This is a genomic window from Salipiger bermudensis (genome assembly GCF_017309175.1).
GTDB lineage: Bacteria > Pseudomonadota > Alphaproteobacteria > Rhodobacterales > Rhodobacteraceae > Salipiger > Salipiger bermudensis.
In genome coordinates this window covers 201474-215240 of sequence record NZ_JAEKJV010000003.1, presented here as the reverse complement: position 1 = coordinate 215240, position 13767 = coordinate 201474, and the positions used below count along the sequence as shown (strand labels likewise).

Sequence of the window (13767 nt, the reverse complement as noted above, 5' to 3'; positions counted from 1 at the left end):
CCTCTCCCCTCAGGCGGCCAGCGCGTAGGCGGCGGGCGCGACCAGCGCGCCGTCCTCGCCGAAGATGTAGACGTGCCGCGCGTCGAGCCAGACGTCGAGATCGGCGCCCAGCGTCAGGTCGTGCACGCCGTGGATCAGCCCGACCCAGCGCTCGCCGTGGTGGTCGAGATGCACGAAGGTCTCGGAGCCGGTCAGCTCGGTCACCTGCAGCTTGGCGGTGAACTTCATCGCCTCCGTGCCGTGGCTCATGATCTCGAGATGGTTGGGCCGGAAGCCGGCGGTGTAGCGCCCGTCCGGCAGCTCCGCGAGCTTGCCGAGCGCCGGCGCGCTCTGGCCGTCGCCGAACATCAGCCGGTCGCTGGTCTTGGAGACGGCGAGGAAGTTCATCGGCGGATCCGAGAACACCCGCGCCGTGGTGGCGTCGACCGGTTGGCGGTAGACCCGCGGGGTGGGTCCGAACTGCGTGATACGGCCTTCCCAGAGCGTGGCGACGTTGCCGCCGAGCAGAAGCGCCTCCTCCGGCTCGGTGGTGGCGTAGACGAAGATCGAGCCCGAGGCCTCGAAGATCTTGGGGATCTCCTGCCGCAGCTCCTCGCGCAGCTTGTAGTCGAGATTGGCCAGCGGCTCGTCGAGCAGCACCAGACCGGCATTCTTGACCAGAGCGCGCGCCAATGCGCAGCGCTGCTGCTGGCCGCCCGAAAGCTCGAGCGGCTTGCGGTCGAGCATCGGGGTGAGCTTCATCATCTCGGCGGTTTCGCGCACCCGGGTGTCGATCTCCTTGGCGGAGACGCCCATCAACTTCATCGGCGAGGCGATGTTGTCGTAGACGCTCATCGACGGGTAATTGATGAACTGCTGGTAGACCATCGCCACCTTGCGGTCCTGCACGCGCTGGCCGGTCACGTCCTCGCCCTGCCACAGGATCTGGCCGCTATTGGGCACGTCGAGCCCGGCCATCAGCCGCATCAGAGAGGTCTTCCCGGCCGTGGTCGGCCCGAGCAGCACGTTCATCGTGCCCTTTTCCAGCGTCAGGTCGGTGGGGTGGATATGGGTCTGTCCCTCCACCACCTTCGACACGCCCTTGAGTTCCAGTGTCACCGGTCGTCCTCCCTATTCCGCCGCCGCAGCGGCGCGCCGGCGCGCGCCCATCCAGCGGTCGAGCCGCGCGACCTCGTCCTCGGACAGGCGCAGGCCCAGCTTGTTGCGGCGCCACACCACGTCCTCGGCGGTGCGCGCGTATTCCTTGCTCATCAGCCACGCGACCTCGGTCGCGGTCAGCGTGGCGCCAAAATCTTCGCCAAGATCCGCCAGCGTCTTGGCGCCCTTCAGCATCTCGGCGGCCTCGGTGCCATAGGCCCGCACCAGCCGGCGGGCATGGAACGGCGAGAGATAGGGGTGGGCGCTTGCGAGATCCGAGACCAGCCGGTCGACCCCGTCGACCGGGAAATCGCCGCCGGGCAGCGGCACGCCGGCGGTCCATGGGCCCTCTGCGACGGTCAGGTGTTCACCGATCTTCTCGAGCGCGCTCTCGGCGAGGCGGCGATAGGTGGTGATCTTGCCGCCGAAGACGTTGAGCAGCGGCGCGCCGCCCTCGGCCTCGACCTTGAGCGTGTAGTCGCGGGTCGCCGCGGTGGCACTGCTGGCGCCGTCGTCATAGAGCGGGCGCACGCCGGAATAGCTCCAGACGATGTCGTCCTCGTCGATCGCCCGCTTGAAATACCGGTTGGCGAACTCGAGCAGGTAGGCGCGCTCTTCCGGGGTGCAGACCGGGCGCTGCGAGGGGTCGGCGTGCGCCGCGTCGGTGGTGCCGATCAGGGTGTAGTCGGTCTCGTAGGGGATCGAAAAGATGATCCGCCCGTCGGTGCCCTGAAAGAAGTAGCACTTGTCGTGATCATAAAGGCGGCGCGTCACGATATGCGAGCCGCGCACCAGCCGGATGCCCTCGCGGGTGTTGAGCCGGACCTTGCTGCGGATGATGTCGCCGACCCACGGCCCGCCGGCATTGACCAGCATCCGGGCCCGATGGGTGCGCATCTCGCCCGTCTCTGCGTCCTGCGTGTCGATCAGCCACAGGTCTCCGTCGCGCGCGGCCGAGAGCACCTTGGTCCGGGTCAGGATCTCGGCGCCGCGCGCCTCGGCGTCGCGGGCGTTCAGCACCACGAGCCGCGAGTCCTCGATCCAGCAGTCGGAATATTCGTAGGCGGTCTCGAGCCGGTCGACCAGCGGAGCGCCCTCGGGCGTGCCCTTGAGCGAGACCGTAGAGGTGCCCGGTAGAATCTTTCGCCCGCCCAGATGGTCGTACATGAACAGACCCAGGCGGATCAGCCAGGCCGGGCGGCGGCCCTTCATCCACGGCATGACCTTGGTCAGCAGCTTCGAGGTGGGCGTGTCACTCTCGAAACGCATCGACGGGTGATAGGGCAGCACGAAGCGCATCGGCCAGCTGATATGCGGCATGGCGCGCAGCAGCACCTCGCGCTCGATCAGCGCCTCGCGCACCAGCCGGAACTCGAAATACTCGAGGTAGCGCAGCCCGCCGTGGAACAGCTTGGTGGAGGCCGAAGAGGTTGCCGAGGCGAGATCGCCCATCTCGGCCAAGCGGACCGAGAGCCCGCGCCCCGCCGCATCGCGCGAGATGCCGCATCCGTTGATGCCGCCGCCGATCACGAACAGATCGACCACGTCGATGTCGTGGCTGTCGCGCACAAGCTCCTCCTCACCTTGGCGTGAGCGGTAACCTGCTTGATTGAGGGCGCGTTCGCAAGCGTAAATTTTCGCTTATGTTCGGTTTATGCTAAGTTATTGAAATATATATGGTCACAATGATAACATTCGGTATTAGCGATATGTTATCGATGCCTGTTGAGCTCACAAGCACGCATTGGCGTTCATTGAAGGCGAGTTTCCCTAGCGTCAGAGTGCCCGTTGGCGCGCTTTTCCATAAAGCGAACAAAAGCGAAAATTTCGGCTGTGGAAACGCCGCGCCGGTGGCGTGAAACCGCATTGCAAGTCCGGGGGATGGGCGGCCTGGCGTGAGACTCGGCGCGTTTGCCGCGCAGCGGGGCCAAAACGCGGCTGCGCCCCGACCGAGGGCCGGGGCGCAGCAGGCATTCGAAAAGGGGCGCGCTCAGTGGCTGTGGCGCGGCATGACCTTGTTGCCGATGTCGCGGAACTGGTCGGCGCCCTCGAGCACCATGCCGTCCGAGAACTGCCGCACCCGGTCGCGGAAGATCGCCTGCCAGGGCGACTGGCTCTCGGGCACCTTGTAGCCGCCCTCGGCCTCGAGCGCGGCGCGGCGCTCGGCGATCTCGGCCTCCGAGAGCTGAAGCTGCACCTGCCGGGTGTTGAGGTCGACGCGCAGCCGGTCCCCATCGCGCAGGATCGCGAGGTTGCCGCCATCCGCCGCCTCGGGCGAGGCGTTGAGGATCGAAGCCGAGCCCGAGGTGCCGGACTGGCGCCCGTCGCCCATGCAGGGCAGGCCGCGGATGCCCTGCTTGATCAGGTAGGAGGGCGGGCGCATGTTCACCACTTCGGCGCCGCCGGGATAGCCCTTCGGTCCTGCGCCGCGCATCACGAGGATGCTGTCGGCGGTGATGTTCAGCGCCGGATCGTCGATACGCTTGTGAAAATCCTCGGGCCCGTCGAAGACGAAGGCCGGGCCTTCGAAGGCCATCGGATCGTCGGCATTGGACAGGTAACGGTCGCGGAACTCCTGCGTGATCACCGAGGTCTTCATGATCGCGGTGTCGAAAAGGTTGCCGGTCATGTTGAGGAAGCCGGCCTCGGGGGTGAGCGCGCGGTCGAGCGGGCGGATGACGTCGTCGTTCTCGCACGGCGCGTCGGTGTAGAGCTGGCCGAAGCCCTCGCCGGTCACGGTCACCGCATCGGGATGCGGAACCAGCCCGCCGCGCAGCAGCTCGGCCACCACCGCCGGCAGGCCGCCGGCGAGGTGGAAGTCTTCCGAGAGGTACTCGCCCGCCGGCTGCACATTGGCCAGCAGCGGGATCTTGTAACCGTGGGTTTCCCAGTCGGCATTGCTGATCTCGATGCCAAGATGCTTGGCGATGGCGACGAGGTGGATTGGCGCATTGGTCGAGCCGCCGATGGCGGAGTTGACCACGATGGCGTTCTCGAACGCCTCACGGGTCATGATCTGCGACGGGCGCAGATCCTCGTGCACCATGTCGACGATGCGGCAGCCGGTGTAATAGGCCATCTGGCCGCGCTCGCGATAGGGCGCGGGGATCGAGGCCGAGCCCGGCAGTTGCATCCCCAGCACCTCGGCCAGCGAGTTCATCGTCGAGGCGGTGCCCATGGTGTTGCAATAGCCCACCGACGGCGCCGAGGCGGCGGCCATGTTGAGGAACCCCTCGCCGTCGATCTCGCCGGCGGCATATTTCTCGCGCGCCTTCCAGATCACCGCGCCCGAGCCCGCGCGCTCGCCCTTGTGCCAGCCGTTCAGCATCGGGCCGACCGAGAAGGCGATGGCGGGGATGTTGACCGTGGCGGCGGCCATCAAGAGCGCCGGGGTGGTCTTGTCGCAGCCGATGGTCAGCACCACGCCGTCGATCGGGTAGCCGAAGAGGCTCTCGACGAGGCTCAGGTAGGCGAGGTTGCGGTCCAGCATCGCCGTGGGCCGCTTGCCGGTCTCCTGGATCGGGTGCACCGGGATCTCGAGCGGGATGCCGCCCTGGGCCCGGATGCCATCCCGGGTGCGCTTGGCGAGCTCCACGTGGTGGCGGTTGCAGGGCGACAGGTCCGAGCCGGTCTGGGCGATGCCGATGATCGGCTTGCCCGAGCGCAGCTCTTCGAGCGTGAGCCCGTAGTTGAGGTAGCGCTCGAGATAGAGGGCGGTCATTTCCGGATCGCCCAGATCGTTGAACCAGCTCTCCGAGCGAAGCGGCTTGCGGGTGTTGTCGGTCATGGTGGTCTCCGGGAGGTCAGTGGCCGGTGATGCCGGGGAAGATGATGAGCATGGCGACGGCGAGGATCTGCATCCCGATGAACGGCAGCAGCGAGCGGAAGATGTCGCCCAGCGAGATGTCCGGCGGCGCCACCGATTTCAGGTAGAACGCGGCGGGGCCGAAGGGCGGCGACAGGAAGCTCACCTGCATGTTCATCGCGAAGACCACGCCGAACCAGACCGGGTCGTAGCCCATCTGCACGACGATGGGAACGAAGATCGGCATGCAGAGCAGCGCGATGCCCACCCAGTCGAGGAACATGCCCAGCACGAAAAGGATCGCCATCATGAACAGGATGACCACGGTCGGATTGTCCGAGATGCCGGTGATCAGGCCCGAGACGAAGTTGATGCCCCCCATGAGGTTGAACACGCCCACCAGCGCCGAGGCGCCGATGCCGATCCAGACGATCATGCCGACGGTGCGCAGGGTCTGCTTGGCGGCGCCGATCAGCAGCGAGATGCTGAACTCGCCGCGGATCACCGTCGAGAGGGTCACGCCGATCACGCCGATGGCCGAGGCCTCGGTGACCGAGGCGATGCCGCCATAGATCGAGCCCAGCACGAAGATCACCACGAGGATCGGCAGGAACAGGCCCTTGAGCAGGCGCAGTTTCTCGCCGCGGGTGATGTCCTCGGGCTCGGCGATGGGGGCGAGCGCGGGGTTCATGTAGGCGCGGATCAGGATGTAGGCGGCGTAGAAGCCCGCCAGCATCAGGCCGGGCAGGAAGGCGGCCGAGAACAGGTCGCCGACCGAGACGTTGGCGGTCAGGCCGTAAATGATCAGCACGATCGAGGGCGGCACCATGGTGCCGAGCGCGCCACCTGCGCAGCACACGCCGATGGCGAGGTTGCGGTCATAGCCCAGGCGCAGCATCTGCGGCAGAGCCAGCAGGCCCAGCAGGATGACCTCGCCGCCGATGATGCCCGACATGGCGGCCAGCACCACCGCGACCAGCAGGGTCTGGATCGCGACGCCGCCGCGGATGCGGCCGGCCAGCACCTTCATGGCGTCGAACAGGTCCCGGGCGATGCCCGAGCGGTCGAGGATCGCCGCCATCAGCACGAACATCGGCACCGAGACGAAGACGAAGCTGTTGACGAAGCTGAAGATCCGCGAGGTGATCAGCGGCACCGCCATGGGGCCGAACCAGCCGAGCGCGAAGATCAGTGCCACCAGCAGGGTGACGAAGGCCAGGGGCATGCCTGTGAGAAGCAGCACCATGAGCATGACGAACATGGCGAAGGTCGCGCCGCCGATGCCCATGGCCTGAAAGTCGGGGAGGAATTCCATCACTTGGCCTTCTTGCGCAGGTAGTTGACCGTGAAGATCGCGAACTGGAGCGCCAGCAGGATCATGATGACGAAGAGAAAGACCTTGAGCAGCCCGGGATAGGGTGGGTTCCAGGCCGAGCCCGAGGTCTCGAGGCGGAACTCGCCCTGCGGCGTCCAGGCGGCGCGCTCGACGCTGAGCCAGGCGGCCCAGGCGAAGAACAGCGACGCCACCAGGCAGGCCAGCGAGATCGCCACGTCGAAGAGCCGCTTCATGCCGGCGCTCAGCCGGTCATAGAACAGCACCACGCGGATGTGCTTGTCGATGGCGGCGGCGTAGAGCCCGCCGAAGACGAAGGCGATGGCGCTGAGGAAGACCACGGTCTCGTGGACCCAGCGCGTCGGCGCGTTGAACACGTAGCGCATCACCACCTCGTAGAACAGAAGCCCCGCCGATGCGAGGATGCCGATGGCAAAGACGATGCCCACGGCGTTGACCGCGTGGCCGAACATGCCGGCCTCGGGCACCGGTTCGGGCGTCTTGTTGTGCGAGGAAAGGGTCTCGTCGATGGCGTCGGTCATGGAAACGCGGCCTCCGGAGCGGAAGGGAGAAGCCCCCGGCCTTGGCCGGGGGCGAAGGGCCTGGCGGTGAGCTTACTCGGCCGCCATCAGGCCTTCTTCGACGAGGTAGGTGGTCAGCGTGTCATAGACCTTCTGCGAGTTGGCCGATGCGCCGGCCGCCTCTTCCCACTGCGAGCGGGCGATGGCGCGGAACTTGGCGCGGTCCTCGTCGGACCAGTCATGCACGGTGATCTCGCCGCCGGCCTTGGCCTCTTCCACCGCTGCCATGTCACGCTCGTGCACGGTCTCGGACTGGTAGGTGGCGAATTCCTTCACCGACTCCTCGAGCGCGGTCTGCAGGTCCTCGGGCAGCGCGTCCCACTTGGCCTTGTTCATCGACACCTCGATGAGCGGCATCGAGTGGAAGCCCGGGTAGACCGGGTGCTTGGCCACGTCATGCAGGCCCTGCGCCGCGTTGGTCGAGAAGGTGTTGTAGTCGGCGGCATCGATCACGCCCTTGTCGAGCGAGGTGAAGACCTCGGAGCCCGGCAGGTTCACCGGCGCGGCACCCGCGGCGGCGAAGACGTTCTGCACCATGCCCTCGGGGGCGCGCAGCTTCAGGCCCTGCAGGTCGTCGACCCCCTCGAGCGGCACTTTCGAGACGAAGGCCTCGAGGCCCGGCGTGGTGGCGCCGATGAAGTGCAGGCCATAGGGCTCGAGCATCTCGTTCATCAGTTCCTTGCCGCCGCCGTTCTCGATGAAGTCGAACATCTGCTCCGGCGAGGACCACGCGCCCACGGGGTTGGCGATCAGGCCGAAGGCCGGATCCTTGCCCGAGGCGTAGGAGGTGTCGGTGAAGTGGCCGTCGAGGATGCCCGCGGCGACCGCGTCCATGGTCTCGGAGTGGGCGACGATGGTTTCCACGGGGAGCATCTCGATGGCGACGCGGCCGTCGGTCTTCTCCGAGACCATCTCGGCCCATTCCTTCTGCAGGATGAAGTTGGTGTTGCCGGCCGGGTCCGAGGACTGGAAGCGGAAGCTGTGTTCCTGCGCCTGCGCGGCACCGCCGAAGGTGGTCGTGGCGGCAATGGCGATGGCGGTTCCGAGGAAAAGGCTGCGGCGTGTCAAGGTCGTCATAAGAGGGCTCCTCCCTTTTGAAATGCGGCTCGACCGGGGCGGGGCCCCGTCTCCGAGTCGGCTGTACGATAGGTGACGCATGATGACAGCGCAATCATTTTGTCTGTCAGGCTTGCTGGGCCACAGCTCTCAACCCGACGCTACCGGCCGTGGTAATGCGGTGGAAACGTCGGGAGGATTTTCGAGGGCGCGATGCAAGATCCGCGAGAAGCGCAGTTTTTCTTGAACAAACCTGACGGTTCGGCGATGATGCGCCGGCATGAAAGGACCCGAGCAGCGCCCATGGCCCGCAAGAGCAAGATCCAGTCAGACCGCCCGACATTGGTGGATGTGGCCCGCGAAGCCGGTGTCAGCGCAATCACCGTGTCCCGCACGATTCGCTCGCCCGAGATCGTCTCGGAGCGTGCGCGCCGCAAGGTCGAGGAGGCCATCCGCAAGCTCGGCTACACCCCCGATCCGGCAGCCTCGGCGCTGGCCTCGCGCAGCACCTCGACCATCGGCCTGCTGGTGCCGTCTCTGACCAACAACGTCTTTGCCGACGTGCTGCGCGGCGTCTACGAGGGCGTCGAGGGCACGCGGTTCTTCGTGCAGATCGGCAACTACCGCTATAGCGCGCTCTCCGAGGAGGGGCTGATCCGCAACTTCCTCAGCCAGCGGCCAGCGGGGCTGATCGTGTCGTCGATGGACCAGACCCCGGCAGGGCGCAAGCTGCTCGAGGAGGCACCTTGCCCGGTGGTGCAGATCATGGAAACCAGCGCGGACGCGGTCGACATGAGCGTGGGTTTTGACCAGCTCGAGGCGGTGCGCGCCGCGGCGCGGCACGTGGCCGAGTGCGGCTATCGCAGGCCGGGCTTTCTCAGCGCCCGGATGGACCCGCGCGCGCAGCGCCGGCTGGCGGCATTCCGCGAGGTCGCGGCGGCCCATGACATGCTCGACGAGGCGCGCATCATCACCACGCCGCAGCCGTCCTCGGTGGGCATGGGACGGCACCTGCTCGAGCAGCTGTTGGCCCGCGCGCCGGAGACCGACGCGGTGATCTGCAACAATGACGACCTCGCCGTCGGCGCGCTGATGGAGGCGATCCGGCGCAACATCGCGGTTCCGGAACAGCTTGGTATCTGCAGTTACAACGACATCGAGATGGCCCGCCACATGGTGCCCGCGCTGAGCGCGGTGGCCACGCCCCGGCGCGAGATCGGGCGGCGTGCCATCGCCATGCTGCTGGCAGAGATCGAGGCGCCGGGCTCGGTCCGGGAGCGCCATATCGACCTTGGCTACGAGCTTGTGGTGCGCGAGTCGACCTCGTCACGCTGACCACGTTTACACGGGCGGGAGGCCCTTTCATGAGCGACACGACAACCGCGCTGATCGCGCTGGACTGGGGCACGTCGAGCCTGCGCGGCTTTCGTCTCTCGGCGGCGGGCGAGGTGCTCGAGACCCGTGCCTCGGCGCATGGCATCCAGCACCTGCCCGAGCCCGGAGAAGCCGGGTTCGAGGCCGCCTTCGCGGCGCTTTGCGGCGACTGGCTGGCGGCGGGCCCGGTGCCGGTGGTGGCCGGCGGCATGGTGGGCAGCGCGCAGGGCTGGCGCAAAGTGCCCTACCTCTCCTGCCCGATGCAGCTGGCCGGGCTCTATGGGGCGGCAGAGCGGGTGGTGACCCGCGACGGCGTCGAGATTCTGCTGGCGCCGGGGCTGATCTTCGAGCCCGAGGGCGGCACGCCGGAGGTGATGCGCGGCGAGGAGATCCAGATCGCCGGAACGCTGGCAGGCCGGCCCGACTGGCAGCGGGCCTCGACCCTCGTTCTGCCCGGAACCCATTGCAAATGGGCCGAAATCCGCGACGGCAGCGTCACTGGATTTGCCACCTACATGACCGGCGAGATCTTTGCCCTGCTGCGGGGCCACTCGATCCTCGGGCGGCTGATGAGCGACGCGCCGGTCTCCGAGGACACCCGCAACGGGGCCTTCGCCCGCGGCGTGGCGCAGGCCGCCGAGGCCGGCCCCGGCGATCTGACACGGCAGCTGTTCAGTACCCGGACGCTGGGCTTGACCGGGCAGCTGCCCGGTGGCGCGCTTGCCGATTACTGCTCGGGGCTGCTGATCGGGCACGAGATCGTTTCGGGCCTGCGCGACAGCGGCGATGGGCCGGTGGTGCTGGTCGGCAGCGGGGTGCTCTGCGCCCGCTACGGCGAGGCGCTGCGCCAGCTGTCCGGCCGAGACCCCGCTGCCATCATCGAGAATCCGGCCCCTGCGGGGCTGCACCGTTTCGCCCGCGACGCGGGCCTGCTTCGCCAGGAGAGCTGACATGACCGACCCGACCCGCCCCCAACGCCTCGAGGCTGCCTGCGAGGCGCTGCCGCTCGTCGCCATCCTGCGCGGGTTGCGGCCCGAAGAGGCGATGGAGATCGCCCAGGCGCTTTTCGACGCCGGCTTCCGCCTGATCGAGATCCCGCTGAACTCGCCCGAGCCGTTCGACAGCATCGCCGCCGTCCGCAAGGCGCTGCCCGCCGAGGCGCTGGTGGGCGCGGGCACCGTGACGACGCTGGCCGACGTGGCGCGGCTCGACCGGATCGGCGCCGATCTGGTGGTGATGCCGCATGCCGATACCGAGGTGATCGCCGCGGCCAAGACGGCGGGGATGATCTGCATCCCCGGCATCGCCACCCCGACCGAGGCCTACGCGGCGCTCAGCGCCGGGGCCGATGCGCTCAAGGTCTTTCCGGCGGAGCTGGTGGGGCCGGCGGCGGTCAAGGCGATCCGCACCATCCTGCCCGCCGGCACCCGGCTCTTCCCGGTGGGCGGTATCGCGCCCGACACGATGGGGCCGTTCCGAAGCGCAGGCGTCGCGGGGTTCGGCCTCGGCAGCGCGCTCTACAAGCCGGGCGATACGGTCGAGACAGTGTCCGACAAGGCGGCGCGCTTCGTCAGCGCCTGGCAGGAGGGCTGATCCCGCGCAGGAGGGCGGGGCGATTGTCGCCCCCCCCGCTTTGGCCGCTGTCGTCAGCGCGCCGGCAGCAGGACGCCGTCGAAGAAGTCTGCCAGCGCGCCATAGCCGTCAGGCGGCAGCACATGGGCAATGTACTGGTCCGGGCGCACCACGATCATGCAGCCGGTCTCGCGGTCGATGCCACGCATGTCGAAGATGTCGCCCGCGCCCTTGTGGTCGGTGCAGAACGCCTTCTCGTGGTCCTGCAGGCCATACCTGCCCTTCAGCGGTCTTAGCAGTGACGGCATGTCCTCGTAGGCGAGCTGGTCGAAGGTCTGCTGGAACACCGCGCGGACATCGATGATCGCGTCGATATCCTCGCCCGGCCGGGTGTATTTCATCACCGGCGAGGCAGGGTCGCGCTCCAGCCAGTCGGCTAACCTGTGGATCGCCGAACCCGGGGCAGAGCCGTCCGTGGCGGCGGCGAAAGCATAGATCCGCCAGCGCCCGTCGGCCTCTGCCACGTGGCCGAGCTGCATCTGCATTGCGTCCGACACCCGCACCACCGGCGCCGAGTGGAAGCGCTTGCCGATCACCTCACCGGTCGCAAGCGCCTGATGGGTGGGCTGACCGATCAGCGCCGAAGGCTCATACTTCACCGCCAAACCGCCGGTGAACTCGAGGTTCTCGATGAATTGTGCCTGCACGCGGGGCACGTCAGTGCCATCAAGTTCGGACTCGCCCGGTGGGGCCGACATGATGCGCGCCCATTTGTGATCGGTGTCGATCAGCCGCTTGGCCTCGAGCCAGCGTTCGGCGGAGTAACTGTGCAGCAGGCCAGGCGCGGCGCGCTTCTGGAACACATGCCCCAGCTTCCAGCCGAGGTTGAACGAGTCCTGCATCGACACGTTCATGCCCTGACCGGCCTTTGGGCTATGGGTGTGGCAGGCGTCACCGGCGGTGAAGACCCTCGGATGCCGTGCGTCGCGCTGATCGTCGGGCACGTCGTCGAAGCGGTCGGTGAGGCGGTGCCCGATCTCGTAGACCGACCACCAGACCACCTCCTTCACGTCGATGGTGTAGGGGGCCATGATCCGGTTGGCGGCGGCGATCATGTGTTCGGAGGTGAGGTTGCGGCTGGCCACGCGCTCGTCGGGGTTGAGCTTGTCGAGCTCGACATACATGCGGAACAGGTAGCCGCCTTCGCGCGGCAGGATCAGCACGTTGCCCTCGCTCTTCGAGGCGACGATGCATTTCTGCCGGATGTCGGGGAAATCGGTGTTGGCGAGGATGTCCATCACGCCCCAGGCCTGATGCGCCGCATCGCCGTGCAGCATGCCGCCGATCGCCTTGCGCACGTTCGAACGCGCGCCATCGCAGCCCACAACGTAGTTCGCCCGCACCGTCTGCAACGTGCCGGCGTTCACCCCGGTGTTCTCGAGCGTCACGGTCACCGGGTGATCCTCGGTGCTTTCGTCGACGCTGAGATCCTTGACCGACCAGCCGTAATCGGGCTCGAGCCGCTTCGGCGACTTGCGCATCACGTCGAGGAACAGCTCGTGGATGCGGGCCTGGTTGATCAGCGTGTGCGGCATCTCGGAGGAATCGTCGGCCACGTCCTGCACGCGGCCGATGCGGCGCACATGTTCCGGCCTTTGCGGGTCCGGGGTCCAGAAGGTGGTCTGGTTGACCCAGTAGCTCTCGCGCTTGACCTGCTCGCCGAAGCCAAAGGCCTGAAACATCTCCATCGTGCGGGTGTTGACGCCGTCGGCCTGCCCCTTCTCCATCGGGCCCGGCTTGGGCTCGACGATCATCACGTCGATTTCTGGGAATTGCGACAGCTGCGCGGCGAGGCAGAGGCCCGCCGGGCCGCAACCGGCGATCAGCACGTCGACCGTCTCGGGTAGCGGTGCGAAGGCACCATACTCTCGGCGGCAGGGGGCCGCATCGCGCAGGTCGGGATCGCCGCCCCGAAAGCCGTTCAGGTAGTACTGCATCAACGCTCCTCCGTCTTGTGCAGGTATGAGCCATGGCTCGTCTGACCTATATGGTAGCTATACTTATTATATTCGGTCAATAATAGATATGCATGCATATCAAATATGCCTATAGAATTGAAATTAAGAGAGTTTTGGGGGATTCTCGTCTCAAGGAGGGGAGGAGTTGCGCAAAAAAATCGGGAATCGCTCCGCCACTGCGCAATGGCAGAGCTCTGCGCGGCCGTTGTCCGGCGCGGCCGGACGAATGTCGGATGAGGGGACGGTTGCGCGCCCTTGGGCGCGACCGGACGCGGCTATTCCTGCCCGGCGCTGCGGCGGCCTCAGCCGCCGAAGCTGCGCAGTCCGCTACCGGTCTTCGAGCCGCCGAAGCCGCCACGCGAAGCGGCGGTGGCGCGGGTGAGGGGCGGCTTGCCGGCGGTCACGGGCGCCTTGTTGAAGGTGCTCGGGTTGAGGTTCGCGCGGCCGGTGTTGTTGGCGTAGGTCGTGCCGCCCGCCGGCGTGGTGAAGCGGCCGTTGGCGTTGCGATACATCGGCTGCGCCGCGAGGCCGCGCTGCCCGCCCAGCATGTTGCCGATCAGATAGCCGGCCAGCAGCGGCATGAAGATGCTGCCCGAGCCGCCGCCCGTGGCCTGCGCCTCGGAGCCGCAATTGCCCTCGCCATACTGCTCCTCGCAGACTGCGAGGCTGTCATAGCGCGGCGCGGTTTCGGCGTGCAGGGTCTCGGCCTCTGCGAAGGCGTCGGTGCAATCCTGCTCGGAGAACAGGCTGGTCGGGCCGACGGCGCTGCGACAGCTCTCGAGATCGGGGAAGGCCTGCGCCTCGACCGGTTCCTCGCGGCATCCGGCGAGCGCAAAGGAGGCGGCGCCGACGATGGCGAGGGCGGCTGTGCGGGAACGTTTGGTCATGGCG

General features: G+C 67.2%; 11 protein-coding genes. 3 read left to right on the top strand and 8 right to left on the bottom strand.

Annotated elements, in window-relative coordinates; translation table 11 throughout:
- Positions 1-9: 9 nt before the first annotated feature.
- The 6 genes from JF542_RS05815 to JF542_RS05790 form a co-directional block, all read right to left on the bottom strand.
- Positions 10-1098: an ATP-binding cassette domain-containing protein gene (locus tag JF542_RS05815; RefSeq protein ID WP_207075093.1), complete on the bottom strand. Its 1089-nt coding sequence runs from the start codon at positions 1096-1098 to the stop codon at positions 10-12.
- A 12-nt stretch (positions 1099-1110) separates the two neighbouring features.
- A complete protein-coding gene (gene glpD / locus JF542_RS05810; RefSeq protein WP_207075092.1) occupies positions 1111-2706 on the bottom strand; it encodes a glycerol-3-phosphate dehydrogenase in 1596 nt (531 codons plus the stop codon).
- Positions 2707-3127: 421 nt separating this feature from the next.
- The gene (locus JF542_RS05805; RefSeq protein ID WP_207075091.1) at positions 3128-4924 is read right to left on the bottom strand and encodes an IlvD/Edd family dehydratase; all 1797 of its coding nucleotides are present in this window, start codon (positions 4922-4924) and stop codon (positions 3128-3130) included.
- A gap of 16 nt (positions 4925-4940) precedes the next feature.
- Positions 4941-6257, bottom strand: a complete 1317-nt coding sequence (locus JF542_RS05800; protein WP_007802794.1) for a TRAP transporter large permease — start codon at positions 6255-6257, stop codon at positions 4941-4943.
- The gene (locus JF542_RS05795; protein ID WP_007802795.1) at positions 6257-6817 is read right to left on the bottom strand and encodes a TRAP transporter small permease subunit; all 561 of its coding nucleotides are present in this window, start codon (positions 6815-6817) and stop codon (positions 6257-6259) included. The genes JF542_RS05800 and JF542_RS05795 overlap by 1 nt, the downstream gene beginning before the upstream one ends.
- Before the next feature lie 72 nt (positions 6818-6889).
- Positions 6890-7933: a TRAP transporter substrate-binding protein gene (locus tag JF542_RS05790; protein ID WP_007802797.1), complete on the bottom strand. Its 1044-nt coding sequence runs from the start codon at positions 7931-7933 to the stop codon at positions 6890-6892.
- Between the two features lie 282 nt (positions 7934-8215).
- Between JF542_RS05790 and gntR the strand changes: the two genes are divergently transcribed.
- From gntR to JF542_RS05775, 3 genes are read left to right on the top strand one after another with little or no spacing between them, the layout of a single operon-like run.
- Positions 8216-9247, top strand: coding sequence for an HTH-type transcriptional regulator GntR (gntR, locus tag JF542_RS05785; RefSeq protein WP_207075090.1), 1032 nt, complete (start codon positions 8216-8218; stop codon positions 9245-9247).
- 29 nt (positions 9248-9276) lie between these two features.
- Positions 9277-10236, top strand: a complete 960-nt coding sequence (locus JF542_RS05780; protein WP_207075089.1) for a 2-dehydro-3-deoxygalactonokinase — start codon at positions 9277-9279, stop codon at positions 10234-10236.
- Between the two features lies 1 nt (position 10237).
- A complete protein-coding gene (locus tag JF542_RS05775) occupies positions 10238-10879 on the top strand; it encodes a 2-dehydro-3-deoxy-6-phosphogalactonate aldolase (protein ID WP_207075088.1) in 642 nt (213 codons plus the stop codon).
- A 53-nt stretch (positions 10880-10932) separates the two neighbouring features.
- On the opposite strand, the gene JF542_RS05770 is transcribed toward JF542_RS05775, so the two are convergent.
- Together JF542_RS05770 and JF542_RS05765 are read right to left on the bottom strand one after the other, a co-directional pair.
- Positions 10933-12855, bottom strand: coding sequence for an FAD-binding monooxygenase (locus JF542_RS05770; protein ID WP_207075087.1), 1923 nt, complete (start codon positions 12853-12855; stop codon positions 10933-10935).
- 323 nt (positions 12856-13178) lie between these two features.
- Entirely contained in the window at positions 13179-13763 is a 585-nt protein-coding gene (locus JF542_RS05765) for a DUF1190 domain-containing protein (RefSeq protein WP_207075086.1), read from the bottom strand.
- Between the last annotated feature and the right edge of the window lie 4 nt (positions 13764-13767).